At 69.4% G+C, this 26036-nt stretch carries 29 protein-coding genes; 5 read left to right on the forward strand and 24 right to left on the reverse strand.

All coding sequences use genetic code 11. From position 1 onward, the window contains the following. Positions 1-11 precede the first annotated feature (11 nt). From paaE to ACFWN2_RS36515, 6 genes are all read right to left on the reverse strand, one after another. Positions 12-1052, reverse strand: a complete 1041-nt coding sequence (gene paaE / locus ACFWN2_RS36490) for a 1,2-phenylacetyl-CoA epoxidase subunit PaaE (RefSeq protein ID WP_382435120.1) — start codon at positions 1050-1052, stop codon at positions 12-14. Next, a complete protein-coding gene (gene paaD, locus ACFWN2_RS36495; RefSeq protein ID WP_382435121.1) occupies positions 1053-1544 on the reverse strand; it encodes a 1,2-phenylacetyl-CoA epoxidase subunit PaaD in 492 nt (163 codons plus the stop codon). It lies immediately after the preceding gene. Beyond that, positions 1541-2425, reverse strand: a complete 885-nt coding sequence (gene paaC / locus ACFWN2_RS36500) for a 1,2-phenylacetyl-CoA epoxidase subunit PaaC (protein ID WP_382435122.1) — start codon at positions 2423-2425, stop codon at positions 1541-1543. Before paaC ends, paaD begins: the two co-directional genes overlap by 4 nt. A 64-nt stretch (positions 2426-2489) precedes the next feature. Beyond that, positions 2490-2774, reverse strand: a complete 285-nt coding sequence (gene paaB / locus ACFWN2_RS36505) for a 1,2-phenylacetyl-CoA epoxidase subunit PaaB (protein WP_090065945.1) — start codon at positions 2772-2774, stop codon at positions 2490-2492. Continuing rightward, a complete protein-coding gene (gene paaA, locus ACFWN2_RS36510) occupies positions 2771-3709 on the reverse strand; it encodes a 1,2-phenylacetyl-CoA epoxidase subunit PaaA (protein WP_382435123.1) in 939 nt (312 codons plus the stop codon). Before paaA ends, paaB begins: the two co-directional genes overlap by 4 nt. A gap of 9 nt (positions 3710-3718) precedes the next feature. Further along, positions 3719-4150 (reverse strand): DUF3592 domain-containing protein, encoded by a 432-nt coding sequence (locus ACFWN2_RS36515; protein ID WP_382435124.1) that lies wholly within the window; start codon positions 4148-4150, stop codon positions 3719-3721. A 78-nt stretch (positions 4151-4228) separates the two neighbouring features. Between ACFWN2_RS36515 and ACFWN2_RS36520 the strand changes: the two genes are divergently transcribed. Continuing rightward, a complete protein-coding gene (locus ACFWN2_RS36520; RefSeq protein ID WP_382435125.1) occupies positions 4229-5461 on the forward strand; it encodes an isochorismate synthase MenF in 1233 nt (410 codons plus the stop codon). Here the strand turns inward: ACFWN2_RS36520 and ACFWN2_RS36525 are convergent. From ACFWN2_RS36525 to menD, 8 genes are all read right to left on the reverse strand, one after another. Continuing rightward, the gene (locus tag ACFWN2_RS36525) at positions 5433-5633 is read right to left on the reverse strand and encodes a DUF397 domain-containing protein (RefSeq protein WP_382435126.1); all 201 of its coding nucleotides are present in this window, start codon (positions 5631-5633) and stop codon (positions 5433-5435) included. The genes ACFWN2_RS36520 and ACFWN2_RS36525 overlap by 29 nt on opposite strands. After that, complete coding sequence (locus ACFWN2_RS36530; protein WP_382435127.1) at positions 5608-6456, reverse strand: helix-turn-helix domain-containing protein; 849 nt, start codon at positions 6454-6456, stop codon at positions 5608-5610. Before ACFWN2_RS36530 ends, ACFWN2_RS36525 begins: the two co-directional genes overlap by 26 nt. A 65-nt stretch (positions 6457-6521) precedes the next feature. Beyond that, the gene (locus tag ACFWN2_RS36535; protein WP_382435128.1) at positions 6522-7271 is read right to left on the reverse strand and encodes an SDR family NAD(P)-dependent oxidoreductase; all 750 of its coding nucleotides are present in this window, start codon (positions 7269-7271) and stop codon (positions 6522-6524) included. A gap of 49 nt (positions 7272-7320) precedes the next feature. Next, entirely contained in the window at positions 7321-8604 is a 1284-nt protein-coding gene (locus ACFWN2_RS36540; RefSeq protein ID WP_382435129.1) for a hypothetical protein, read from the reverse strand. Positions 8605-8627: 23 nt separating this feature from the next. Continuing rightward, positions 8628-9167, reverse strand: a complete 540-nt coding sequence (locus ACFWN2_RS36545) for a DUF3558 family protein (RefSeq protein ID WP_382435130.1) — start codon at positions 9165-9167, stop codon at positions 8628-8630. Between the two features lie 9 nt (positions 9168-9176). Beyond that, complete coding sequence (locus ACFWN2_RS36550) at positions 9177-9629, reverse strand: hypothetical protein (protein ID WP_382435131.1); 453 nt, start codon at positions 9627-9629, stop codon at positions 9177-9179. 182 nt (positions 9630-9811) lie between these two features. Next, on the reverse strand, positions 9812-11314 hold the full coding sequence (locus ACFWN2_RS36555) for a M1 family metallopeptidase (RefSeq protein WP_382435132.1): 1503 nt from the start codon (positions 11312-11314) through the stop codon (positions 9812-9814). Between the two features lie 54 nt (positions 11315-11368). Next, positions 11369-12940 (reverse strand): 2-succinyl-5-enolpyruvyl-6-hydroxy-3-cyclohexene-1-carboxylic-acid synthase, encoded by a 1572-nt coding sequence (gene menD, locus ACFWN2_RS36560; RefSeq protein WP_382435133.1) that lies wholly within the window; start codon positions 12938-12940, stop codon positions 11369-11371. Positions 12941-13011: 71 nt separating this feature from the next. Here menD and ACFWN2_RS36565 point away from each other — a divergent pair, with 71 nt between their 5' ends. Then, positions 13012-13914: a 1,4-dihydroxy-2-naphthoyl-CoA synthase gene (locus ACFWN2_RS36565; RefSeq protein ID WP_382435134.1), complete on the forward strand. Its 903-nt coding sequence runs from the start codon at positions 13012-13014 to the stop codon at positions 13912-13914. 10 nt (positions 13915-13924) lie between these two features. After that, the gene (gene menE, locus ACFWN2_RS36570) at positions 13925-14959 is read left to right on the forward strand and encodes an o-succinylbenzoate--CoA ligase (RefSeq protein WP_382435135.1); all 1035 of its coding nucleotides are present in this window, start codon (positions 13925-13927) and stop codon (positions 14957-14959) included. Here the strand turns inward: menE and ACFWN2_RS36575 are convergent. Further along, on the reverse strand, positions 14954-16231 hold the full coding sequence (locus ACFWN2_RS36575) for an RNA-guided endonuclease InsQ/TnpB family protein (protein WP_382435136.1): 1278 nt from the start codon (positions 16229-16231) through the stop codon (positions 14954-14956). The two genes, menE and ACFWN2_RS36575, sit on opposite strands and share 6 nt — an antisense overlap. A 139-nt stretch (positions 16232-16370) precedes the next feature. Between ACFWN2_RS36575 and ACFWN2_RS36580 the strand changes: the two genes are divergently transcribed. Together ACFWN2_RS36580 and ACFWN2_RS36585 are read left to right on the forward strand one after the other, a co-directional pair. Then, a complete protein-coding gene (locus tag ACFWN2_RS36580) occupies positions 16371-17471 on the forward strand; it encodes a hypothetical protein (protein WP_382435137.1) in 1101 nt (366 codons plus the stop codon). Positions 17472-17518: 47 nt separating this feature from the next. Continuing rightward, positions 17519-18391 carry a 1,4-dihydroxy-2-naphthoate polyprenyltransferase gene (locus ACFWN2_RS36585; protein WP_382435138.1) on the forward strand — a complete coding sequence of 291 codons (873 nt, stop codon included), beginning with the start codon at positions 17519-17521 and terminating at the stop codon, positions 18389-18391. Position 18392: 1 nt separating this feature from the next. Here ACFWN2_RS36585 and ACFWN2_RS36590 read toward each other — a convergent pair whose 3' ends face one another. Genes ACFWN2_RS36590 through ACFWN2_RS36630 form a run of 9 tightly spaced genes read right to left on the reverse strand, consistent with a single transcriptional unit; the run spans position 18393 to position 26014 of the window. After that, positions 18393-18794 (reverse strand): hypothetical protein, encoded by a 402-nt coding sequence (locus tag ACFWN2_RS36590; protein WP_382435139.1) that lies wholly within the window; start codon positions 18792-18794, stop codon positions 18393-18395. Continuing rightward, positions 18794-19243 (reverse strand): hypothetical protein, encoded by a 450-nt coding sequence (locus tag ACFWN2_RS36595; RefSeq protein WP_382435140.1) that lies wholly within the window; start codon positions 19241-19243, stop codon positions 18794-18796. Before ACFWN2_RS36595 ends, ACFWN2_RS36590 begins: the two co-directional genes overlap by 1 nt. A 2-nt stretch (positions 19244-19245) precedes the next feature. Next, entirely contained in the window at positions 19246-20217 is a 972-nt protein-coding gene (locus ACFWN2_RS36600) for a hypothetical protein (protein ID WP_382435141.1), read from the reverse strand. Then, on the reverse strand, positions 20214-20633 hold the full coding sequence (locus ACFWN2_RS36605) for a hypothetical protein (protein WP_382435142.1): 420 nt from the start codon (positions 20631-20633) through the stop codon (positions 20214-20216). Before ACFWN2_RS36605 ends, ACFWN2_RS36600 begins: the two co-directional genes overlap by 4 nt. Next, positions 20633-23803: a hypothetical protein gene (locus tag ACFWN2_RS36610; RefSeq protein WP_382435143.1), complete on the reverse strand. Its 3171-nt coding sequence runs from the start codon at positions 23801-23803 to the stop codon at positions 20633-20635. The genes ACFWN2_RS36605 and ACFWN2_RS36610 overlap by 1 nt, the downstream gene beginning before the upstream one ends. After that, a complete protein-coding gene (locus ACFWN2_RS36615; RefSeq protein WP_382435144.1) occupies positions 23800-24105 on the reverse strand; it encodes a hypothetical protein in 306 nt (101 codons plus the stop codon). The genes ACFWN2_RS36610 and ACFWN2_RS36615 overlap by 4 nt, the downstream gene beginning before the upstream one ends. Before the next feature lie 54 nt (positions 24106-24159). After that, complete coding sequence (locus ACFWN2_RS36620; RefSeq protein WP_382435145.1) at positions 24160-25248, reverse strand: PLP-dependent cysteine synthase family protein; 1089 nt, start codon at positions 25246-25248, stop codon at positions 24160-24162. 27 nt (positions 25249-25275) lie between these two features. Continuing rightward, positions 25276-25545, reverse strand: coding sequence for a DUF4229 domain-containing protein (locus ACFWN2_RS36625; protein ID WP_382435146.1), 270 nt, complete (start codon positions 25543-25545; stop codon positions 25276-25278). A 4-nt stretch (positions 25546-25549) separates the two neighbouring features. Beyond that, a complete protein-coding gene (locus ACFWN2_RS36630) occupies positions 25550-26014 on the reverse strand; it encodes an Lrp/AsnC family transcriptional regulator (RefSeq protein WP_253322543.1) in 465 nt (154 codons plus the stop codon). Positions 26015-26036 lie beyond the last annotated feature (22 nt).

Genomic DNA, 26036 nt, shown 5'->3' on the forward strand with positions numbered 1-26036 from the left:
GCGCGAGCCGCTCAGGCGTCGAAGTCGACAGTCACGCTCTCACTGGTCGGCAGCGCCTGGCAGGTGAGCACGAACCCCGCCGCCACCTCCGACGCGTCCAGCGCGTAGTTGCGCCGCATCTCGACGGCACCGTCGGTGACCAGCGCCCGGCACGTACCGCACACCCCGCCCTTGCAAGCGAACGGCAAATCGGCGCGGACCCGCTGGGCCGCGTCCAGGATCGGTTCCCCAGCAGGCAACGGCAGGGTGGTCGACTTGCCGTCCAGCACGACCGTGACCGACGCGGCAGCGTCGATGACGGCCTCCGCACGACGTGGCGGGGGCGGCGGCTCGTCGACGTAGAAGAGCTCGTGGTGCACGCGGTCTGGAGCAACGCCGCGATCGCGCAGCACGGCTGTGGCGTCCTGCACCATCTCGTAGGGGCCGCACAGCCACCACTCGTCGATGGCGTCGAACGGCACGACGCTGCCGAACAGGGCCGTCAGCTTCGTGGCGGTCAGGCGGCCGGTGAAGAGCTCCACGTCGCGCGGTTCGCGGGACAGGACGTGGATCAGCTGGAACGTCGCCGGGTAGCGGTCCTTCAGGTCGGCTAGCTCGTCGGCGAACATCACCGTGTTGGTGCTTCGGTTGCCGTACAACAACGTCACGCGCGCGCCGGTCGCGAGGACCGTGGCGGCGATCGACAGGGCCGGGGTGATGCCCGAGCCCGCGACGACCAGGCCGTGGTGGGTGCCGGAGCCGGTGGGCGTGAACTTGCCGAGTGGCGGCAGGACTTCGAGGACGTCGCCTGGAGCCACGCGGTCGACCAGCCACGTCGAGAACTGGCCGCCGTCCACGCGCCGCACGCCGATGCGCGGGGCGGCGCCGGTGGGGGCGCAGATCGAGTACGAGCGGCGTTCGTCGCCCTGGCGCAGCGTCAGGTACTGGCCCGCGGTGAAGGCGAACTCGTCCGAGAGGCCCGCCGGCACGGTGAACGTGACGGCCACGGCGTCGTCGCAGAGGCGGTCGACGCTCGCGACCGTCAGCTTGTGGAAGGCAGCGCGGCGAGCCACTCAGATCTCCTTGACGTGCTCGAACGGTTCGGCGCAGGCGTGGCAGCGGCGCAGGGCCTTGCACGCGGTCGAGCCGAACCGTGAAATCTCCGAGGTGTTCAGCGAGCCGCACTGCGGGCACGCGACCTGGCGGGACGGCGGGACCAGGTTCAGCGGGACCGGGCCCGCGGCGACCGGGCCGATGCGGGACGGGGGCGCGATGCCTGCCTCCGCCAGCTTCGAACGGCCCTCGTCGCTGATCCAGTCCGTGGTCCAGGCCGGGGAGAGCGACAGGCGCACCTCGACGTCCTCGAAGCCCGCGCTGACGAGCGATCGGCGCAGGTCGGCGCCCATCTCGTCGATCGCGGGGCAGCCCGAGTAGGTCGGGGTGATGGTGACGACGACGCGACCGTCCACTTCGGACACCTCGCGCAGCACGCCGAGGTCCGCCAGCGTGAGGACCGGGAGTTCCGGGTCCCTCACTGCCGACGCGACCTCCAGCGCGGTCGTCACCAGACGGCTCCCGGCAGCGAGCGGTGCAGGTGCTGCATCTCGGCGAGCAGGTAGCCCATGGCCTCGGTGTGCACGCCGTCGCGACCCGCCATGCCCGCGACACGGGCGGCCTTCGTGTCGGTGGGGCGCGTCAGGCCGGCAGCGTCGAGAACCGCCTCCAGCACACCGTCCACTTCGGACCGAAGTGACGCCGGGTCGACGGCGACGCCCTGCAGCGCGACTTCCACGCGGTGCGTCGCGAACAGCTCGTCCACGAACGGCCACACGCGGTCGAGCCCCGCCTGCATGCGGCGGTGCGACTCGTCGGTGCCGTCGCCCAGGCGGACGGTCCACTGGGCGGCGTGGTCGCGGTGGTACGCCAGCTCCTTCAGGCCCTTCTCGGCGATCGCCTTGAGCACCGGGTCCGCCGAGCCGCGCAGCCGCGAGAAGAGCGCGAGCCGCCACGACGAGAACACCAGCAGGCGCGCGATGGTCGTCGCGAAGTCACCGCCGGGGCCGGGACCGCAGTCGATCTCGGCCAGGTGCACGTTGCGGAACTCGCGTTCGTCGCGCAGGTAGGCGAGCTCGTCCTCGTCCTTGCCCAGCACCTCGCCGGCGCGCGTGAGCAGCATGCGGGCCTGGCCGAGCAGGTCCAGGGCGATGTTGGCGAGCGCGATGTCCTCTTCCAGCTCGGGAGCGCGCGAGCTCCACTCCGAGAGCCGCTGCGAGTAGATCAACGCGTCGTCGCCGAGCATCAGGCAGTACGCGGCGAGGGCGTCCTTGTCGACGCCGGCGGAGAACTCGCGGTCGACGCCGGAAAGGGCCTCCGAGAAGCCCGTTCCGAACGCCCAATGCGCGTCCTCGCCCCCGAGCAGGGACTCGTAGGCGTTGTCGAAGCTCATGAGGTTGCCCAATCCAGGGGCGAGGCGTTGTCACTGTGTTCTGCGGGACACCCGCACCCGAGTTTCATAGGTGCGGCACGTCCTCGGGAATCGCGTAGAACGTCGGGTGCCGGTAGACCTTGTCCCCCGCGGGCGCGAAGAACGGGTCCTTCTCGTCCGGCGAGGAGGCGGTGATCTCCGTGGCGGGCACGACCCAGATCGACACGCCCTCGTTGCGGCGCGTGTAGACGTCACGGGCGTTGCGCAGCGCCATTTCGGCGTCCGGCGCGTGCAGCGAACCGACGTGCACGTGGTTCAGGCCGCGCTTGCCGCGCACGAACACTTCCCACAGCGGCCACGACGTGCTCACGCGGCACCTTCCTTACGTGCGTGCTTAGCGGCGTGCGCGGCGGCGGCCTCACGGACCCATGCGCCGTCCTCGTGCGCCTTGCGGCGGTGGGCGATGCGCTGCTCGTTGCAGACGCCACCACCCTTGACGACCTGCCAGAACTCGTCCCAGTCGGGTGCGCCGAAGTCGTACTCGCCGCGCTCGGAGTTCCACTTCAGCTCGGGGTCGGGGAACGTCACGCCGAGAGCCTCGGCCTGCGGCATGCTCATGTTCACGAACTTCTGCCGCAGCTCGTCGTTGGTGTCGCGCTTGATCCGCCACGCCATGGACTGCTCGGTGTTCGTCGACTCGGCGTCCGGCGGGCCGAACATCATCAGCGCCGGCCACCACCAGCGGTTCACCGAGTCCTGGACCATGTCCTTCTGCTGCTGCGTGCCGCGCATCATCGTCATGAGGAGCTCGTAGCCCTGACGCTGGTGGAACGACTCCTCCTTGCAGATGCGGATCATGGCGCGCGCGTACGGCCCGTAGGACGTGCGGCACAGCGGCACCTGGTTGCAGATCGCGGCGCCGTCGACGAGCCAGCCGATGACACCGACGTCGGCGAACGTGAGCGTCGGGTAGTTGAAGATCGAGGAGTACTTCTGGCGGCCCTCGATGAGCTTGGTCGTCAGGTCCTCGCGGTCGGCGCCGAGCGTCTCCGTCGCCGAGTAGAGGTACAGGCCGTGGCCCGCCTCGTCCTGCACCTTCGCCAGCAGGATCGCCTTGCGGCGCAGCGAGGGCGCGCGGCTGATCCAGTTGCCCTCCGGCTGCATCCCGATGATCTCGGAGTGCGCGTGCTGGGCGATCTGCCTGATCAGAGTCTTGCGGTAGCCGTCGGGCATCCAGTCGCGCGGCTCGATGCGCGATTCGGCCTGCACGGTGCGCTCGAAGCGCAGCTCCAGGTCATCCGCCATACACCGATGTTACATCCGGACGCCGAACCTGCGTAGAACTGTCACAACAGCCGCGATGACGATCCAGACGGACACGAGGAACGTTCCGACGGGCAGCAGGCTGAGCACCGCCGTCCGCCCGGCGACGCGCGCCAGTTCGGGGTTCGTCTGGTCGTACTCGACCCGCACGTTGTCCCCGACCTTGAGCCCGTCGGGGTAGAGCACGCCCTGGGACGGGATGATCACGCGCCCGTCGGGTGTGGCGTAGCGCACAACCGTCCGGTTGAAGGAGACGGAGTCGACCTGCGCGACCGCCTGCCCCATCGACTTCTCGATGGCCACGTCGTCACGCCAGCACGCAATGGGCAGAAGCACGCACACGAGCGTGATCACGCCACCGACGACGAACAACACTCTGCTGGCCGCACGGCGGACGCGCACACCGCGGGGCGTCTTGGTCACTGCGTCCTCCACCACAACTGAGAAGTCTAGAGCCGGGCGGATGCCGCGCTTTCAGGTTGATGTCCATACAGTCGGACTGTGACCTCTGCACCGACATCGCGAGCACGGCAGCGAATCCGCGTCCGGTCGAAGCGGGACACCGCCGGTGACCTGCTCGGACTGCTGCCGGACCCGGAGCGCGCGCTCGCCTGGGTGCGCGACGGTTCCGGCCTGGTCGGCTGGGGAGAGGCCGCTCGTTTCGAGGTCAGCGGCCCCGACCGGTTCGCGCAGGCCGACAGGTGGTGGCAGGAGTTCTGCGCCCACCTCGACGTGGACGACGAGCTGGGCGTGCCGGGCAGCGGTCCCGTGGCGTTCGTCTCGATGGCGTTCGCCGACTCACCGGGCGACTCGGTGCTGATCGTGCCCGAGGTGGTCGTCGGCCGCCGCAACGGCGAGCAGTGGGTCACCACGATCGGCGCCTCCGACCCGGCTCCTTTCGTCGCGCCTCTCTCGCGTCCGTCCTCGGTCCGGTACGCCGACGGACAGCTGCCGGTCACGCGTTACCGCGAGGTCGTGCGCTCCGCTGTCGCCCGGATGCGTGCCGGCGACCTGGACAAGGTCGTGCTCGCCCACGACCTCATGGCCGTGACCGACCGGCGCCTCGACCAGCGGTTCGTGCTGCAGGGCCTGGCGCGGCGCTACCCGGAGTGCTGGGCCTACGCCGTGGACGGCCTGGTCGGCGCCACACCGGAACTGCTGCTGCGGCGGTCCGGTTCGGTCGTCGACTCGCGTGTCCTGGCCGGCACGACCTGGCCGCACGACGGCATCTCGAACGAGGAACTCGCCGCGGCACTGATGTCGTCCGAGAAGAACCTCGAAGAACACGACTACGCGATCCGCTCTCTCGCGGACACCCTCCGGCCGTTCTGCACGACCATGTCGGTAGAGGGACCATCCGTGCTGCGGCTGCCCAACGTGTCACACCTGTCGTCCGACGTGATCGGCACGCTGGAGTCGCCGGTCTCGCTGCTGCGCCTCGGCGAGGCCGTGCACCCGACCGCCGCCGTGGGCGGAACGCCGCGCCTGGAGGCCACCTGGCTGATCTCGCAGCTGGAGGGCATGGACCGCGGCCGCTACGCCGGGCCCGTCGGGTGGATCGACGGGAACGGCGACGGGGAGCTCGGGATCGCGTTGCGGTGCGCGCAGATCTCCGGGTCGACGGCTCGGCTGTTCGCCGGGTGCGGGCTGGTGGCGGACTCGGATCCGGACATCGAGGTGCAGGAGGCGCACGCCAAGATGCGGCCTATGCGTGAGGCGCTCGAAGGGCTTTAGCCACGTCGTGGACGAACGAACGCCAGGCGAAGGTGCTGAACGCCAGCACCTCCCCGGCGGAGTTCTTCGAGTCGCGGACGCGGGCATCGTGGGCGAGCGAGATCTCGACGCACTCGCCCTCCGGCGTGCCGTTGCTGTAGCTGCTCTTACGCCAAGCGCGGTCCTGGGGCATCAAGATCCTCTCGCGGCAGGTTGACGTACTCCGCCAGCTTCCTCCGCGATTGTTCCTCATCCAAGGCGACCTCAGCCAGATGGTCGAAGATCAACCTGGTCCGTGCGATGGCCCCTCGGTCCTGCACGAACACCTGGGTCAGATCGGTTTCGGCGTAAGCGATCGGCATTGTTTTCGCGTACTCCCAGAGCAGGATTCCGGCCGAGTTCACGAGCACGTCCGCAGGTACGACCCGAACCATGTGCGCGTTGAAGAACAGCTGGAGGTACTGATCCGCCATGACCTGGTCGTCGCCGAACCGCTGTCGCAACGCCAACTCGTGGACGTAGAACAGGCAGTCGGGCCGATCGTGTTTCCTCAGGATCGCCTGGCGGTCCATCCTGGCCCGCACCAACGGTGATATCTGCTCCTCGACCGTCATCCCGGCCGCCCGGCAGAGGCACTCGGCGTAGCTCGACGTCTGCAGGAGTCCTGGCACCGTCAGCGTGTTGTAGCTGAAGATCTTCGTGGCCGTGGACTCGGCCATCGCGACGGTGCGCAGATTGCCCGGCAACTGCACGATGTACTCGTCGAAAGCGTTGCGGTAGCGGCGTTTGAAGTCCTCGAAGTAGTCGAGGTCCTTGCCGCACATGGTGAGGAACTGGACCAGGTCGATCTCGCTCGGCCGGGCTTTGCCGTGCTCGATGGTCGAGACCTTGCTGGGGTCCCAGCCGAGGCGGGCGGCCACCTCGTGGCCTTTGAGGTCGGTGCAGAGCTCGCGCAGCCGGCGGAGTTCGTCACCGAGATCCCGGCTGTACGCGGTGGATGGAGTGCTGTGGGCCATCCACCGACGCTATGACTTGGACTTGTTCCACGATACGGGCTCGTTCGGGTGAAAACAGTGTCGCGTCAGCCGTGAGGTCCGCCGCTGACGTAGATGACCTGACCGGTCACGTAGTCGGCGTCTTCGGCCGTGAAGAACAGCACGGCGCGCGCGATGTCGTGCGGCGTGCCGACGCGGCCGCGCGGGATCGACTTCCGCTGCGCCTCGACGTGCTCGTCGAGCGTGCGCCCGGCGCGGGCCGCGGACACCTTGGTCATCTCGGTCACGACCACGCCGGGGCCGATCGCGTTGACGGTGATGCCGAACGGCGCCAGGTCCAGTGCCGTGGCGCGGGTGAAGCCCTCCAGGCCTGCCTTGGCGGCGACGTAGTTGGCGCGGTCGTCGTCCACGAGAGCGGAGATGCTGGAGATGTTGACGACGCGGCCCCACCCGGCGTCGCGCATCGCGGGCCCGACGGCCTTGAGCAGCAGGAAGCTGCCTCGCAGGTGGGTGGCCATCACGGCGTCCCAGTCGGACAGCGGCATGTCGAGGACCATGTTGTCCCTGGCGAAACCGGCGTTGTTGACGAGGATCTCCACCGGGCCGAGGTTCGCCACGACCTCGTTGACGGCGTTGGTGACGGCGTCGGGGTCGCTGATGTCCGCGAGCACCGCCATCGCCGTTCCGCCGGACGCGGTGATCTCGTCGGCCACGACGTGCGCGCCGTCGGACCGATCGACCACAGCTACCCGATTTCCTTGGGCTGCCAGGGCTTTCGCTGTTCCGGCGCCGATTCCGGAGCCTGCGCCGGTGACGAGCGCGACACGAGAGTTCACTCGCTGATCGTGCCCGCCGCCGGCGTTGTGGGCCACCGAGTTACCGGGGTCAGCCGCCGATCACGGGCGGCGCGACCATGCGGTCGTCGTCGAAGTACTCGTCCGTGGGGACGAGGTAGTTCGACTTGTGCTCCTTGTCTTCCTCGCCGTTGCCCGCACCGGCTCCTGCGCCGCCCGCGCCAGCACCGGCCGCACCTTGCCTGCCCGTGCCGCCTGCCGCGTTGGCACCGCCGCGTGCGGTTCCTTCCGGGCCGTGGGCGACTCCGGCGCTGCCGCCGGGGTTGGACGGGCCGAAGCTGCCGCGGCCGGCCATCGAACCGGCGCCTCCTGCACCGAATCCGCCCGCCCCGCGGCCACCACCACCTGCTGCGCCACCACCACGTGCGCCGCCGCCACCTGGACCGCCACGACCGGCACCGCTACCGCGTGGGTCATTCGGGTTCGGCCTGAAGCCGGGTGGGAACGGGCCGGGGCCTGGGAGCGGTTTGCGGTCGTTCGGGTTGCCGCCGTTGGGGAGTTGGTTGTTGCCCTGCGGGTTGGGCTGCGTGACCGGCGGCGCGACCCACGACGGGTTCGTGGTGCCGTTGCCGGGGTTGTTGAGGCCGGGGTTGCCGAGGGACGGGGTGCCCACGGCGGGGTTGCCTATGGAGGGAGTGCCGAAGGACGAGCTGCTGATGCCGGTGTTTACCAGCTGCGAGGACGGATTCACCGAGTTCGTGGTGTGCGCGTACGTCGTGCTGCTGGTCGTCGTGACGCCCTGGTCGCCGTTGGGCAACTGAGGGGCCTCGTCGAACGTAGGCATCGTCGCGGCGGCCGCGGCGAGCGAGTTGTCCCGCTCCTGCATGACCCGCTCGGCCTCCTGCTTGGCGGCCTGCGACTTCTCGCGCTGCGCGAGCATCTCGAACGGCGCGGCCGCCATCTTGAGCGGGTTGAAGCTGGTCGCCGCGTCCTTCAGCATCTGCTGAGGGTTGTACGGGACCTCCGGCGGGAACTTGTTCTTCGTCGCTTCCGCGGCCTCGACCTGGCGGTTGATGACGCCACTGGTCGCCGAGAACGACGCGGAGAGCTGGTCGGTGAAGTTGCCGACCTTGGTCAGCGCTTGAGAGGCCGCGGCGCCCGCGGTGCCGGTCCAGCCCGCACGCAGGCCGTTGACGACGGTGTTGAGCCCGACGGCCACGTTGACGAGGTCGCTTGAGAGTGACTTCCACTCGGCCGCGATCTTGCCGGCCTCACTCGGCTCGTTGCCGTCCATCGCCTGCCGGTGCATGGCGGAGTGGCTGTGCCCCGGATAGTTGGCGGTCGGCTGCGGAACCTGCGGTCTCTCGTATGCCATCGGTCAACCCCTCGAACTCTGACTCAGGACAACTTGCCCGCGACGAAGTCGGCGGACTTCTTGGCCATCTCGCAGGCCTTCGCCGTGTCGGTGGTTGCGGCACCGGCACTTGCGATGATCTGAACGCTCGACGACGAACTGATCGAGATCACCGCGTGGCACGTGTAAACGGCCTTGTCAGGAGCGGCGACCGTGAAGCCGTCGTAGGCCCCGAACTTGGAGGGGGTCTTGACAGCTCCTTCGTAGTTGAAGCTGTCAGCTCCCTGCTTCGTCTCAAGCGCGACCGTGAGACCGCCAGTGCCCACGCCGTCCCACTCGCAGGTCTCTGCACCGAGGGACTGATCGGGTGTCGGCGACTTGATGCCGATGTCGGTGGCCTCGGTGGCGCTGATCAGTTCGCAGGGCTTCGCAGAAGCGAGCTTGGGGTCGCCTGCCGCAGCGGACGAGGCGCTGGTCGGACTGGCATCGGTGCTGCCAGGCTTGGCTTCACCTGTGGTCGCTCCGCTCGTGCAGGCAGTGGCGAGCAGAGCGAGTCCGACAATGGCGATACGCGCGTGCTTCATGAGTTCCTGTCACAGTCGATTCATCGTGCCGGACGTGCTCTCTTCCACGTTCCGGTAGGACTTGCGGCTCTTGTCCAACTGGGCCTTCAGTTCAGCGATCGCCTTGACCAGGTCCGGAATGACTTCGGACTTGGCGGCCTGGCCGATTTCCCTGTTGAGCTGGCCGATCTGCTCGGCGTAGCCCCCGCCCAACGGGGTCTTGGTCACGAGGCGGTCCGATCTGCGGACCATCTTCTCCAACACGGCCGCGAACTCGTCCAGCTTCTTGATCGCCGAATCGACGGCCTCAGGGTCGTGCTGGAGCGCGCCCGCCTCGGCAGCGGCTTCCACCGACTTGGCCGCGGCCAGGATCGTACTGACGCCGCCCGACATGAAGCCCATCAAGGGGCCGCCGGACTGCGCGTAGTAGCGCTCCATCGCGTACGCCTGCGCGCTTTCCTGCGCACTGCTCTGACCAGTCACAGGTTCACTCCCCCACGTGCACTGCGATCTATCGTTTGAAGGTAAAGCAAATGGGGTCGTCGGCGGATCAGTACGACTACTTACACCCGTTCGAACTAACGCAAGGCACCCGATTCAGGGGTATACGTCACGAGCCGTGCAGGCCACGGAAGTGGTCTGCACGGCTCGTTGTGAAAGCGGACTTACTTGTGGGCGTCCAACAGTTCGTGCGTCAGCTGGATCTTGGCGCGCGACTTCGGGGCGGAAGCGACCGAGAGGGACTTCGCGGCCACGTCCGAGGCGCGGCCCGGGGCCTCGGCCGGCTTGCCCTTCGTGAAGAGCCACGTCTGGAAGAGCTGGTCGAGTTGCTGACCCGAGACGCGCTCGGCGAGAGCGATGAACTCCTCGACGGTGGCGTCCGAGTACTTCTTCTCGGCCACCCAGGTGCGGAGGATCTCGAAGAACTTCTCGTCGCCCACGGCCACGCGCAGCGCGTGCACGGCCAGGGCGCCGCGGTCGTAGACGGCGCCGTCGAAGACCGCACCGGCACCGGGGTCGCCGGGCAGGACGTTCCAGAACGCGCTGTCGGCCGGGTACGAGTCGTAGGTGAAGTCGGCGTTCTCCTGGGCCGTGCCCTCACCGATGTGCTCGGACCACAGGAACTCCGCGTAGGAGGCGAAGCCCTCGTTCAGCCAGATGTCGCGCCAGTGGTGCACCGACACGGAGTCGCCGAACCACTGGTGGCCCAGTTCGTGCGCGACGACGTAGGTGTTGGCGCCGCGGCGGAAGAAGCCCGTGTCGTAGGTCGGGCGGGTCTGGTTCTCCAGCGCGTAGCCGAGGTTCGGGGTGACGACGCCGCCCTGCGCCTCGAACGGGTACGGGCCGAAGTTCTCCGACAGGAACTCGATGACCTCGGGCGTGCGCTCGATGCTGGCCTTCGCGGCGTCCGCGTTCTCGCCGAGGCGCTCGGAGTACGCGTTGACGTACGGCTGGCCCGACGGGGTGGTGCCCTGGCGGAGCTCGAACTGGCCGATGGTCAGGAAGGTCAGGTACGTCGCCTGCGGCTTGGTGCTGCGCCAGTTCCAGCGCGTGTAGCCGTTGATCTGGCGGGTCTGGCCGACGAACGTGCCGTTCGAGATCGCCTCGACGCCGTTCGGGACGGCGACGTTGACGTCGAAGGTGGCCTTGTCGGTCGGGTGGTCGTTGGACGGGAACCACCACGAGGCGATCTCCGGCTCACCGATGGCCAGGGCGCCGTCGACGGTCTTCGTCCACGCCGTGAAACCGTTGCGGTCCTTCACGGTGGACGGGCTGTCGGCGTACGTGACGACGATCGTCAGGTCCTGGCCCTTGCGGACGCCGCCGCGCGGGGTGAGCGTGAGCTCGCCCTGGTCCGAGACGAACGACGTCGGCACGTTGTTCACCCTGACCGACTTCACCTTGAGCAGGAAGTCGAGGTTGAACTGCGTGAGGTCCTCGGTCGCCCTGGCCAGGATCGTCGTCGTGCCGGAGAGCTGGTCGCCGGTCGGGTTGTAGTTGAGCCTGATGTCGTAGTGGGAGACGTCGTACCCGCCGTTGCCGTACGTCGGGAAGTACGGGTCTCCGGCGCCGGGAGCACCCGGAGACGCCGCCAGCGCCGTCCCCGCGAAAAAGGTCATCGCGGCCGCGGACGCCACCGCGGCCGTCGCCTTGGATCTGATCGACATGCGGCGGACGCTATCCAGACGATCATGAGCGAACCACCGACTTACGTATGTTTCCTACCTGGTGAAAACGTTTGACACAGTCGCCTTGAGACGCGTGTGCAGTGCGCGCAGTTCGTCGCGTTTTGCCTGCACTTCGACCACTTGGAGGCCCTTCGGCGACGCAATCGCGCTACGGAACTCCTCCTGGTCGTCCACTGTGGAGTGCTGAATTCGGTAGCCCGCGCACAAAGCGGTCAGATCAGTCCCGTGCGGAGTTCCGAAAATCCTCTCGAAACTCGCGCCGTACTCCGGAGCGCCTTGTTCCAGCAATGAGAAGATCCCGCCGCCGTCGTCGTTCAGCACGACGATCGTGAGGTCCGGGAGGCGGTCGGCGAGCAGTCCGTTGCTGTCGTGCAGGAACGTCAGGTCGCCCATCAGCGCGTACGCGGGCCCGTCGTGCTGCAACGCCAGCCCGATCGCCGTGGACACGCTCCCATCGATGCCCGCCGCGCCCCGGTTGGCGTGCACGGCCACGTCCGAACGGCGTTCGGCCGCGAAGTCGACGTCGCGGATCGGGTTGGACGAGCCCACGAACAGCAGGGCGCCCGAAGGCATCGCCTGCACCAGGTCCCGCGCGACGTGCAGGCCGGTCGGCCACGGCGCGGCGTCCAGCAGGTCGTCGACGGCCACGCTGACGTTCTTCACCGCGCTCTGCCACGCCTGCGTCCACTCGCCGTCGAGCGCGGCGGGTTCCGGCAGCCAGGTCGACGCGCGGGTCGCGGTGAACTGGACGTCCGGCCACTGCGCCTGGTCACCCACGGCGTGGACGATTGGAGTCGCTCCAAGCAGCGCCTGCTGACCCCTCGACAGGGTGACGCGCCCCACGACGAGCACCGCGTCGGGCCGCAGGTGCTCCGGCAGGCCCGCGTTCAGCAGCAACGACCCGTGACGCAGCCCACCGGGCGCGGTCGGCTCCGCGATCACCGGCCAGCCGAGCCGCGAGGCCGCCAGCAACCTCTCCGGGCGGTCGTCGCCGAGCAGCACCAGCGTGCGGGAGGGCAGGTCCGAGGGACGGGTCTCGACGGTGAACGTGCGATCCGTCTCAGTCCACGCGCCGCGATCCGACGACGGCCAGAGGTCGTCGGAAGGCGTGAGAGGCGGCCGGAAAGGCACGTTGACGTGCGACGGACCGTCCATGGCGATGGCGCGGCAGATCAACGACCGCGTCACCTCCTCGGCAGCGCCCTCCGGCAGGTGCAGCGTCGGCAGGCCGAGCACGTCGTGCTGGTTGATCGTCTGGCTCGCACCGGTGCGGTAGAGGTCGACCGGGCGGTCGGCGGTCAGCGCGATCAACGGCACGTTCGTGAGCTGCGCCTCGATCACGGCCGGGTGCAGGTTCGCGACGGCGGTGCCGCTGGTGCACGTCACGACGGCCGGCTCACCGGTCTTCGCGAGGCCCAGCGCGAGGAATCCGCCGCTGCGCTCGTCGATGCGCACATGCACCGTGAGCAGGCCTTTTTGCTCGGCCTGGTGCAGCGCGAACGACAGCGGGGCGTTGCGCGAACCGGGGCACAGAACGACGTGACGCACGCCGTTGCGCACCAGTTCGTCGACGATCACCCTCGCCTGCGTCGTGGACGGGTTCATCCCCCAATTGTCACCGGCCCCGGCTGAGAGTCGCCCGCTGGTCTCGGCACGCGGCGCTTAGAGTCTTGCCCGTGGCAGATCAGGAGCTCTTCGACCCGTCGTTGTGGAAGCCGATCGAGGGCTTCGACTTCACCGACATCACGTACCACCGCGCGCTCGACCAGGGCACCGTGCGCATCGCGTTCAACCGGCCCGAGGTGCGCAACGCGTTCCGGCCGCACACGGTGGACGAGCTGTACCGGGCGCTGGACCACGCGCGGATGTCGTCGGATGTCGGGTGCGTGCTGCTGACCGGCAACGGCCCGAGCCCTCGCGACGGTGGCTGGGCGTTCTGCAGTGGTGGTGACCAGCGGATCCGCGGGCGCAGCGGCTACCAGTACGCCTCCGGTGAGACGGCCGAGAGCGTCGACCCCGCACGCGCGGGCCGGCTGCACATCCTGGAGTGCCAGCGGCTGATCCGGTTCATGCCCAAGGTCGTCATCGCCGTGGTCCCGGGGTGGGCCGCGGGCGGCGGGCACAGCCTGCACGTGGTGTGCGATCTCACCATCGCCAGCGCCGAGCACGCGAAGTTCAAGCAGACCGACGCCGACGTCGGCTCGTTCGACGGCGGCTACGGCTCGGCGTACCTGGCCCGGCAGGTCGGGCAGAAGTTCGCGCGCGAGATCTTCTTCCTCGGTCGCACCTACTCGGCCGAGGACATGTTCAAGATGGGCGCGGTCAACGAGGTCGTGCCGCACGCCGAACTCGAAACGACGGCGCTGCAGTGGGCGCGGGAGATCAACGGCAAGTCGCCGACCGCCCAGCGGATGCTCAAGTACGCGTTCAACCTGATCGACGACGGCCTGGTCGGCCAGCAGATCTTCGCCGGCGAGACGACCCGGCTCGCGTACATGACCGACGAGGCCGTCGAGGGCCGCGACAGCTTCCTGGAGAAGCGCGACCCCGACTGGTCGAACTACCCGTACTACTTCTGAGCAGGTGCCCATGCTCGACGAACTGCGCGCGGCCCTCAGCGGCGGCGAACCCCTGGTCGACGGCCCGCTCGACGGCTGGGAAAAACGCGCCGTGCTCGGCGTGCCCACCTCCGGGTCGACCGGCGAACCCAAGACCGTGCTGCTCGACGCGGACGCGCTCACCGCCTCCGCCGAGGCGACGTACGAGCGGCTGGGCGGGCCCGGCACGTGGCTGCTGGCGCTGCCCACCGGCCACATCGCCGGGGTGCAGGTGCTGGTCCGGTCGATCATCGCCGGCACCACGCCCGGCGTGCTCGACCTGTCCGACGGCTTCCGCGCCATGGGCTTCGCGCAGGCCGCCCGGCCCGTGCTCGCCGAGCCCGGACCCCACTACACCGCCCTCGTGCCCACGCAGCTGTCCCGGCTCGTCGTGGGTGAGGGGCCGGGGCTGGAGGCGCTGCGGCAGTTCGACGGCGTGCTCATCGGTGGCGCCGCCACCCCTCCGAAGCTGCTGCAGCAGGCACGCGCTCTGGGCGTGCAGGTCGTCACGACGTACGGCATGAGCGAGACCGCAGGCGGGTGCGTCTACGACGGCGAACCGCTGCGGGACGTGTCGGTGCGCACCGACGACGTCATCTCGATCAGCGGGCCGGTGTTGGCGCTCGGGTACCGCGGCAACCCCGAACCGTTCGGTGACTGGTTCCGCACCGGCGACCTCGGGCGGCTGCGCGACGGGCGGCTGGAGGTGCTGGGGCGCGCTGACGACGTGATCGTCACCGGTGGCGAGAAAGTGCCCCCGGTGCTGGTCGAACGGGCTCTGGCGACCGTTGAGGGCGTCCTGGAGGCGTGCGTAGTGGGCGTGCCCGACGACGAGTGGGGCCAGGTCGTGGCCGCTGCGGTCGTGACGCATGACGAGGAACCGTCGATCGAGGAGCTGAAGGCTGTCGTGGCTGAAGCGGTGGGGCGAGCGGCGACCCCGAAGCTGGTGCGGTTCGTGCACGAACTGCCGTTGCGCGGGCCCGGCAAGGTCGACCGGACCGCGGTGGCCGACGCTTTTAGGTCATGAACTCGCAGCAGGAAGGAACAGGCGAATCGCATCTGTTCCCCGGCTTCGAGGGCCAACAGGCTTGCTGCTTCCGCCCTGACCGGCTGTCAGGGGAGGCGCTGCGTTCGGACGCATGACTTCGCCCCAGTTCACTGCACCGCGTGTTGCGATGTTGAGTGCGGCATTGTGGTCGGCGTGCCCAACGAAGCCGCACCGACCACAGACGTACGACGCTTGAGAGCGCCGGTTCTTCTTGTCGATCACATCGCAGTCGCTGCATTGCTGTGAAGTGTGAGCGGGATCGACCTGTACGAAGGCCAGACCTGCTTGCGCGGCCTTGTAGGCGAGGAATCGGCCGAGCTGGCCGAACGCCCAGGAGTGCACCTTGGCCCGTTGGGGCTTGCGAAGCCGTACCCGGTTGCGAATCCCCGCCAACTGCTCGACGGCGATGCCACGTCCGGTGCGTTCAGCCTCGGCCACGATGCGCTTGCTGATCTGGTGGTTCACGTCGGCTGCGAACCGCTTCTCCTTGTGGCGGCGCTGCTTCAACAACCTTCGTGCAGAGGCTGTCTTCTTGGCTTGCAACCGACGGCGGAGGCGCTGCTGGCGCCGGCGATAGCGATTCAGACGAGCACCGGACATCCGATTGCCGTCAGAGGTGGTCGCAAGGTTCACGATCCCCATGTCAATTCCGAGGAAGCCGTTCACCGGCTCCTTCCGAGGCGCCTCAGGGCTGTCCACGGAAGCGTGCAACAGCCATTTGCCGCCGCGGTGAATGAGATCGGCCTCTCCGATTGGTCTGGAGCGCAGCAACGAGAGCTGGCCGGAGTGCCCGATGATCCGCACGTTGCGGAGACGACCACCGACGCTCCAGATCGACACGGTTCCCTCACGACCGGCCTCGCCCAACTGCCATGACAAGCAGCGCGCGTCGAACGGCTGACCGCCATCGGCACGGAACACGATCGGTCTGGACTCGACCTTCAGACGCCGGGCCGATCCCGGAGGCCCGTAGTTCCCGGCCCCGAGGTTGGCACGCAAGACCGTGTACGCGTCCACGGTCTTGCCGATCACCCGGATCGTTGGCTGCGCAGCAAGCCCGAACCGCTCCCGCAGTTCAGCGTAGAAGCGCTTCTGCACGTCGAACCGTCGGAACTCACCAACGGCATGCATCTGCGCGGACAGCCACGACGCGGCCGCATTGCAGCCACGCACAGTCGCCAGCAGCGCCGCTGCCTGCTCAGGCGTCGGCAGCAACCGCACCTGCACCGACTGCTTCACGTCGGCCAGCATGGCACTGTCCGGTGCCGTCAAAAGGGCCGATCAACGTTGCTGGGGATCACTGATTTAGGTGAACCTTTACCGCTGAGGAAGACCCTCGCCGCGAAGCGTGCGGAACTTGGCCGTGCGCGTTAGCGATGGGGGCTTCTTCATGCGCTACCTGTTACCGCTGGTCACCGGCGCCACGTTGGTGGTCGGGCTGGCGTCTCCCGCCCAGGCGGCGGCTCCGGCGAACGAGTGGACCGCTGACGTGAGCGGCCGCGCCGTCACGTGGGGCGGTTCGCCGCGCACGGGCCTGATCGAGCTCGGCACGCACAGACTGGCCCAGCCCGCCAACGCGGTCACGGCGGCGGTGACCGGCGATGGTGTCGTCGACGTGCGCGGTCTCCGCGCGGACGGCCAGTGGACCGAGTGGCTGGAGGCGCCGGCGACGCTGCCGGTGACCACGTCCACCATCGAGACGCGCGTGGTTTTGAGCAGTGGCAAGGCTTCCAAGGTGAAGCTGACGGCGTCGCAGGCGCCCGCGACCGTGGCCGCGGACGACATTTCCGTTGCTGCGGCTGGACGTGCGTACCGCGTCTACGCGACGCGTGAGGGACTTGTCGGTGGCACGACGGCGAACGGGCACGTGATCCGGTCGCGCGACCACTTCGTGGCGCTGCCGTCGCGGCGTGGCCTGGCCAACAAGAACTCCGGCAACTACAGCGTGCAGGTGTGCGCGTCGAACGGCCGTTGCGAGTGGGCGCCCGTGTGGGACGTCGGCCCGTGGAACACCAAGGACGACTACTGGAACCCGTCCTCCACCCGTGAAATGTGGAAGGACCTGCCGCAGGGCAAGCCCGAGGCCCAGGCCGCGTACGAGGACGGCTACAACGGCGGCAAGGACCAGTTCGGCCGCAAGCCCGCGAACCCGGCCGGCATCGACCTCGCCGACGGCACGTTCTGGGACGGCCTCAAGCTCACCAACAACGCGTGGGTGACCGTGACGTACCTGTGGACCGGTTCCGGTCCTGTCGGGACGGTCCGCACCGCTGACGCCGCCGGCACGGTGAACGTCCGCAGCGGCGCGACCTCCACGGCCTCGCAGGTCGGTCTCGCGGCGAACTACGCGCAGGTCAGGGTCACGTGCCAGCTCACCGGCCAGTCGGTGACGGGCACGCAGGGCACCTCGAACGTCTGGTACCGCATCGCGTCCGGCAAGCACATCGCCAAGGCGTACGTGGCCGGGGTCTCAGGCGCCACTGCCTGCTGATACACCCCTTCGGCGGGTCCTCGGGAGCTATGTCGGAGGATAGGGGCATGGCCTCAGTCGTCCAGTGGATCCAGGGGACCCGCCCGCGCACGCTGCCGAACTCGATCGCCCCGGTGGTCGTCGGAGCGGCTGCGGCGCACCACATCGACGAGTTCAACGCGCTCTACACGGCGCTCGCGCTCGTCGTCTCGGTGGCGTTCCAGATCGGCGTGAACTACGCGAACGACTACTCGGACGGCATCCGCGGCACCGACGACAACCGGGTGGGGCCGTTCCGGCTCACCGGGTCGGGTGCGGCCGAGCCGTCGAAGGTGCGGCTGGCGGCGTTCATCTCGCTCGGCGTCGGCGCGGTGGCCGGGCTCGCGCTGGTGGTGTTGTCCGGGTTCTGGTGGCTGCTCGCGTTCGGTGCCGTGTGCATGCTCGGCGCGTGGTTCTACACGGGCGGCAAGCGTCCGTACGGCTACGCGGGCCTCGGCGAGATCGCGGTGTTCCTCTTCTTCGGCCCGGCCGCGGTGCTGGGCACGCTGTACGTGCAGACCGGCGAGATCACCGGCATCGGCATCGGGTCGTCCATCGCGATGGGCGCGATCTCGGCGGCGGTGCTGGTGGCGAACAACCTGCGCGACATCCCGACGGACGCGGTGTCGGGCAAGCGGACGCTGGCCGTGGTGCTGGGCGACAAGGACACGCGCAGGCTCTACCTGGCGTTGGTGGCGGTGCCGTTCCTGATCGCGCTGGGCATGGTCGTGCGGGTGCCTTACGCGCTGCTCGGGTTCCTCGCGGCGCCCGTGCTGCTGCCCGCCGTGCGTCGCGTGGCCGCCGGACGTGGTGGCAAGGACCTGATCCCGGTGCTGCAGTTCACCGGGATCGCCATGCTGGCGTGGGCCGTGCTGGTCAGCGTCGCCCTGGTGCTGGACTGAGCTACCAGGCGTCCTCGGTGAACTGCAGGGGCTCGTCGTCGTCCGTTCGCGCGGGCTTGCGCGGGGGTGGCGGCGGTGCCGTCTCACCCTTGATCAGCTCGTCCAGCTTCGCGCGGTCGGCGTCGAGTGCCTGGCGCACCAACGGGTCGTGGCCCGCCTCGCCGGTGAGGACCTGACGCCAGCTCAGACCGGCGCCGCGCGCGATGCGGTCCGCGAGCTGGCGCATCGCCGGTGAGGCCTCGCTCGACTTGGCGAACTGCATGACCCTGCGGATGTCCTCAGTGGACGGTTCCTTGCCCTTGAGGTTCTGCTGGGCCGTCCGCATCGCGCGCTCCGCGTCGGCGACGGCGCTCGTCAGGAAGTCCTCCGCCGCAAGGACGTCCGGTGTCCGCCAGGCCGTCATCACCACTTGTCCTCCGTGAAGATGTCGGGGTCGAGCTGGTCACCGTCGTCGTCACGCCCCCTGCGCGGCCGCTGGGCCTCCATGATCTCTTCGGCGGTCATGCCCTCCTGGAGCATCTGGAAGGCCTGCTTCATCTTGTTGACGTTCTCCTGCTGCATGGCCTGCACGTCCGGGTCCTGCGCGGCCTTGCCGGAGACGACGTCCTCCCAGGTGAACTCGCCCGCGTCCACCTTGCGCTTCAACGCCTTGAGCTGCTCGGGCGCGTCCCGTTCCTGCGCGGCCCGCTCGACCTGCTGGGCGATCGCCTTGAAGTCGACCGGCGGCACGGGCGGCAGCGGCGTCTCCTTGAGGCGGTTCGCGAGGTCCTGCGCCTCCTTGAAACGCGCGTCGACCTGCGCCTCGGCCGCCCGGAGTTCGGCGGGCTTCCAGCTGTCGTTCGGGGTGGTCATCTCTAGTTCTCCCTGCCGAAGAGCCCGCGCCTGATCGGCCTGGCGTCACCGCGGATGTCGCTCACCTCGGCGCGGTCGGCGACGGTGCGCCACTGCCGGAAGTCCACTTCGGACAGACCGAGTTCCTGCGCCGTCTCGTAGTTCTCGCCGAGGAAGTGCAGCACGGCCTGGTCGCCCAGGACACCGATGATCTCGAACTCCGCGCCCCGGTACGTGCAGACCGTGCGGACGAGCTGGAGGTCCTCAACGACCGCGTCCGGCACCTCGAGGACTCCCTCGACGAAGTCCGGCGGCGCGGGGTGGCCGGCGAGCGGGTGCAGGAGGACGCTGCCGGGCGTCGGCCCGAAGTCGACGTCGAAGTCCTGGTCCCGGTAGCGGCCGATCAGTCCACGACGGACGGTCGGGCGGTGCGGAACCGGTGCCTGCCAGTACCTTCCGGGACCGAAGCCGACGTCCGACGTGGGAATCCAGCCGATCTGGCGGTGGAGGTACTTGCCGACGCTGCGCCCGGTGCCGTCCGGGTCGAAACGCCAGAGTTCGGTGCCCGCGGGAAGCTCGGCGAGCTCCATGACGTACTCGGGGACGGGGTTCGCGCTCGGCGTGTAGCCGGTGCCGGTGAACGGGACCGGGTAGACGCGGGTCGTGCCCATCTTCTGCGCGCCGTCGAGCGTCGGGCCGCCGAAGCTCGTGTCGAAGAGCTCGGTGGTGTGGGCGAGGAAGCGCAGCAGGTACTGCGTGCCCCGCGGCCAGTCCGCGACCTTGTCGACGCCGAACGCCTCGGCGAACTGGTCGCTCGTGCCCTGCGGGAAGTCCTGCCCGCGCGTCACGAACCCGGCCGCGCGGTGCGGCTCGAACTTGCCGGGCACCACGACGTTGCCCAGGTAGAGCTGCGCGATCGCGGGGTGGACGATCTTCTGCAGGATCGTCTCCGGCCCGATGCCGGCCGCCTTGCGCACGGCCTGTGGGGTGCTCATCCCGCGTTCTTCTCCTTCCACCGCGCCAGGAAGTCGGTGCGGTCGACCTGCACGTTCTCCAGCTCGCTCTCGTCGAGCGTGGCCGTGTAGCCGTTGTACTGGTCGCCTTCGAGCCCGTTCTGCTGAGCCCAGACGTACTCGCCACCCGCGTAGCCGGCCTCGGCCTTGCCGTTGTGCGTCACGACGACGTTGAACGGCTGACCGCGCCAGGTGGCCTTGCACGTGTCGCGGTACCAGGCGTCGAGTTCTTTCGTGGCGACCGTTTTGAGCTCACGGTCGCCGTACGTCTGGAACCCTTCGGCGTGCTCGTAGGACACGCCTGGGACCTTGCGGATCCAGACGTGGTCCGGGCCTTCCTGACCGGCGAAGAACGTCTCGCCCCGGTACTCGGCCATCTCCTGGGAGTACTGGGTCATCAGAGCTTCGTCCAGCCGAACTTGCGGTCGTACACGGCGTGCAGTTTCTCAGAGCCGTCCGCGTTCACCTGCCAGATCTCGGCACGATCGGGCAACGGTGTGCCGCCGTCGACGCGCCACTCCGGCATGCCGCCCATCGTGGAGCCCGTACCGGTGAACGGGTCGTAGCCGTCGTACGGCTTCGTCGCACCGCCGGCCGCCGCCATCTGCTGCTGCGACGCCTCGTAGTGCGCCTTCTCCTGCGGCGACTGGTACTCGTTCGCCCCGTACGGCCCGGGCTGGGTGAAGTCCGGCGTGTCCTTCTTCGGCCCGCCGAACGGCACGTTGTGCGCCGCTTCGTTCTGGGGGGTGACCTCGTACCGGAGCTGCATCGCCTCCTGCGCGCCCGCGGGGATCGGGGTCCAGCCCTGGCCCTTGTCGTCGAGGGCGAGGCCGTCCCGCAGCCCCTGCGGGGTGTTGACGTCGACCACGTCCTGGCCGCGGGCGATCGAGCCGCCCATCTGGTTCTGCCAGGTCTCCTTCTGGCTGCCCGGCGCGTGCGGGGTGTCGGGCAGGTAGGTGCTGAGCGCGCCCTGGTTGAGGGCCTTGGTGACGATGTCGCCGCTGCCGACCGTGATCTGGTTGCGGACGTCGGCGACGTGCTGGGCCTCCTGCGGGCTCAGGTTCGTCGAGAGTTCCTGGCTGAGCGCGACGTAGCGGTCGCGGTCGGCCTGGTTGGGCAGGATCTGCTCCAGCTGGTGCTGGTAGCCCTGGCCCTGCGCGGACATGGCGGCGGCGTCGAAGTGGCCCTTGAGGTCGGGGCCGGTGGGCGGCGGGGGGTTGCCGCCGTTGTCGCCGTCGCCGGTGTGGCCGGGGGTGGCGTCCTCGTTGCCGGGCTTGGGGTCCGTGTCGTGGGCGGGCGGGGCCGGGTCGTGGTCCGGCTGGGTGTCGTGCGGCCTCGCGTCCTCGGCACCGCTCGCGTCGGTGTCGTGGGGCTTGCCGTCGTCCGTGCGCGCGTCGCCGTCGTGGGGCTTGGTGTCGGAGTCGTGGGGACGCGGGTCGGTGTCGTGGGGCTTGGTGCCGGAGTCGTGGGGACGCGGGTCGCCGTCGTGAGGCTTGGTGCCGGAGTCGTGAGGCTTCGGGTCGCCGTCATGAGGCCTGGCGTCCGTGTCGTGAGGCTTCGGGTCGCCGGCGTGAGGCGTCGTGTCGGTGTCGTGGGGGCGCGGGTCGCTGCCGTGGGACTGGCCGTCGGTGTCGTGGGGCCTCGGGCCGGAGTCGTGGGGCTTGGGGTCGGCCGCTCCGCCGGACGGGTTCGTGTCGTGCGGGCGCGGGGCCGTCGAGTCGTGCGGCGTGGTGCCGGACGGCGTCGGGTGGTCCGTGGTGGGGCTGGGGTGTCCGGGAGGTGAGGGCAGGCCGCCGCCCGCGCTCGGGGTCGGGTGTCCGGGAGGCGACGGAAGGCCGCCGCCCGAGTGGGACGGCGCCGGTGCGGTCGCGGTGCCCGAGCTGGCGCTCGGGTGTTCTGGAGGCGTGGGGAGGCCGCTGCCCGGCGTCGGGTGCGTGCCGGAGTTCGGCGGGGTCGGCAGGCCGCTGCCCGAGCCGGGCGTGTGGCCGCCTGTGTTCGGAGGCGTCGGCAGACCGCTGCCGGGCGCGTGGCCGCCCGTGTTCGGAGGCGTCGGCAGGCCAGAGCCCGAGCCCGGCGTCCGGTGAGAGTCCGGGTGCGTACCTGCCGAGCCGGGCGTGGAGTGCGTGCCGGGGCCCGACGGGGGCGTGGGCAGCCCGGTGGACGGCCTGCTGCCGGACGTCGGAGTGCCGGAGCCCTGGCTGGGCGGGGTCGGGAGGCCCGCGCCGTGGCCGGGAGGCGTGGGCAGGCCGGAGGGCTTCGGGGTGCCGGTGGGAGCACCCGCCGACGGGAACGCCGGCACGCCGCCCGCGCCTGGGCGTGAGCCCGAACTGCGGGTCTGGTCGCCGCCGCCTGCTCCTGGCGCCATCGGGGCGCCCATCGGCATCGCGCCGCCCATCGGGGTCTGGTGCGTGCCCGTGGGGGCGGCTGCTGGGGCCGCGGCCGCCGCGTGCGTGGTGTCCGGGCGGGGGATGGTGTGGGCGCCGGAAGGGGCACCGCCGCCTGAGCCTCCGCCGGTGTGGCCGGTCGGCACGGTGCCCACGGGGGCGCCACCGCCGCCTCCTCCGCCTAGTGACGGCGGGGCTGAGGCGGCTGGGCCCGTGGCCGCTGCCGCGTGGGTCGTGGTGGGGGCGTCGGTGCCGCCGTGCAGGGTCGGTGGGGCTGCCGCGGGGGCGCCGCCGGGTGCTACCGAGGAGACGGCGGCCGGCTTCGTGTCTTCCGAACCGCCTGGTGGGGTGTAGATCTCGCGGACCTGCGAGCCGACGTCGCGGCCTCGGTCGGCGATCTCCGTGGCCGACTCCTTGATGTTCGAGAAGTCGTCGTGGATGTCGTTGACGGCGTTGCGGACGTCGCGACCGGCCTCGGCCACCTCCTGGGTGGCGTTCATGGCCTCGGCGAGGGAGTCGGCGTCCTTCAGCTTGCCGATGGCGGAGAAGACGCGGCCGACGGCGTCGAACAGGGCTTTGACGTCCGAGATGAGCTTCTGGACCGTCTCGATGATGTCCATGATGCGCCGGTAGATCTGGTACGCGTTCCAGACCATCTCGGCGGCCTTGATCCAGCCCGCGACCGGGATCCAGACGGTGGCGGCGGCTTCGAGGAGCTTGTTGACCAGGTAGTCCAGCAGGCGCGCTGCCTGCTTGCCGAGGGCCTCGGCGCCGGACGCGACCGTGTCGAAGCCCTTCGCGATCAGCTGGGCGACGCCCATCTCGGCGAGCAGGCCCGCCTTCCAGCCGAGGGCGATGTACTTCTCGTGGGCCTTGGCCGCGTCGCCGTCCCAGTGGCCGCGCACCTTGCCCACGGCGTCCGTGAGGTTGTACGAGACGTCGTTCATGGCGTTGCCGACCATGCGCCACGCGTCGCCGTCCGCGCGGATCTTCGACCAGTCGCCGGTGATCGGCGTGATGATCGTGGAGACCAGCGACTCGCCGGTCACCGCCTCGAACACCCAGTTGACGGCCTGGACGCCCCAGCCCTGGTCGCGCAGGACGTCGTTCAGGGACGCCGTGTCGATGTCGGGCTGCTTCAGGGAGGCCGCGACGGGACGCACGGCGTGGTAGGAGGTCGTCACTTCAGCAGCCCCTCGAAGATCCGCCGCTGCAGGGCGTCGATGTCCTCGTAGGTCTTCGCCGTCGCGTCCACCGCCGTGGCCGTGCCCTCCAGCTTCGACTTGCCGAAGTCGAGCGTCTCGTCGAACAGCGCGCGCACGATGTCGACGCCCGGCTGCAGCAACGACAGCAGGCCGGTGAAGCCCGCCTTGTCGCACGCCGTGGCGTGGACGTACTTGCGGATCGTCTCGAACTCTTTGGCCTCGGTGCGCAGGTACTCGGCGTACGCGCGCATCTCGGCCGCGTCGGTGAACAGCGACGACACAGCGTCCCCCCTGCGGACTCGGTGCTCAGGTCACGCTGTGACGCACAACCCTCGTCACCAGTTCCCCGTGCGGTGGAAGTTGTTCAGGCGTTCTAGGCGCGGGTCGAGGTGCATGCCCTGTGCCGCTACCCATGTGTCGTCGTAATAGGTGTTCGCGTAACGCTCGCCGCCGTCGCAGAGCAAAGTCACCACGCTCCCGCGCGCACGGGACTGCCGCATCTCGGCGACGATCTGGAACGCGCCCCAGAGGTTCGTGCCGGTCGAGCCGCCGACGCGCCGTCCGAGCAGGTCCTCGACGTACCGGATGGTCGCGACGGACGCCGCGTCCGGCACCTTGATCATGCGGTCGATGACCTCGCCGATGAACGACGGCTCCACCCGCGGCCGACCGATGCCCTCGATGCCCGACCCGCGGGTCGCCACCAGGTCGCGGTTGCCGTCGCGCCAGGCGTCGAAGAAGACCGAGTGCTCGGGGTCGACGACGGCGAGGCGCGTGTTGAGCTTCTGGTAGTGGATGTACCGGCCGATCGTGGCCGACGTGCCGCCCGTGCCTGCGCCGACGACGATCCAGTCGGGTTCCGGCGACGGCTCCAGCTTCATCTGCTCGAAGATCGACTCGGCGATGTTGTTGTTGCCCCGCCAGTCCGTGGCGCGCTCGGCGTGCGTGAACTGGTCCATGAAGTGGCCGCCGAGCTCAGCGGCCAGTCGCCGCGACTCGTCGTAGAGGGCCGAGGGCTCGTCGATGAAGTGGCACCGGCCGCCCTGGCGCTCGATCAGCGCGACCTTCTCCGCCGAGGTCGAGCGGGGCATCACCGCGATGAATGGCAGCCCCAGCAGCCGCGCGAAGTACGCCTCGGACACCGCCGTCGAACCGGAGGAGGCCTCGATCACGGGCGTGCCACCGGTGATCCAGCCGTTGCAGATCGCGTAGAGGAACAACGAACGGGCCAGCCGGTGCTTCAACGAACCCGTGGGGTGCGTCGACTCGTCCTTCAGGTAGAGGTCGATGCCCCATTCGAGCGGCAACGGGTACCGCAGGAGGTGCGTGTCCGCGCTGCGGTTCGCATCCGCCTCGATGATCCCGACGGCCTCGCACACCCAGTGCCTGGTCCTGCTGCAAACGCGGTCAACGGAGGTACTCACAGCCCGCACGATAACCGGGCAGACGTCCTACGCCTGGGTGAGAGGACCTTCGTCACCACGCAGTTCGGAGCGCAGCTTGTCGCGCTCGGCCCTGCGCGACGCCTGGTGGGCGTCGAGGCCTGCCGCCACCCGCTGCCGCAGTCCCTTGAAGATGAACAACGACGCCGGCAGCGCCACGACCACACCGACGGCCAGCGCGGGCAGCAAAGGAACCTTGAACAAGATGAGCGCGCCCGTCACCACCGCGACGAGGCCGAGGCGGGCGAGGACGTAGAGCGTCACATCACGAGCGAGCACCCGTTCAGGTTACGTCGCCTTCCTCGTCACCGGTGTTCGGGCGTCCCTCGAACCGCGTGGAGAGCACCACAGTGGTGCGTGTGCGGGCCACGCCGTGGATGCGTCGCAACCGCCCGAGCGCGCGCTCCAGGTCGTCGACCGTCGCCACCCTGACCTTGACGATGAACGACTCGTCGCCCGCCACCCGGTAGCAGGACTCGACCTCGTTGAGCTCGGCCAACGCGACCGCGACCTCGTTGTCGTCCGCGATGTCGGTGGGGTGGATGCCGATCAGCGCGGTCACGCCCAGGCCGACGGCGCTGGGGTCGACGACCGCGTGATAGCCGACGATGACGCCGCTGGACTCGAGCTTGCCGACCCGCTCGTGCACGGCGGACGCGGACAGGCCGACCTGCCTGCCGAGGTCGGCGTACGTGGCCCGTCCGTTGGTGCGCAGTGCGGCGATGATCTGTCGATCAAGAGCATCCACCCGGAACACCCTATGCCCCACG

Source organism: Lentzea sp. NPDC058436 (genome assembly GCF_042721515.1).
Taxonomy (GTDB): domain Bacteria; phylum Actinomycetota; class Actinomycetes; order Mycobacteriales; family Pseudonocardiaceae; genus Lentzea.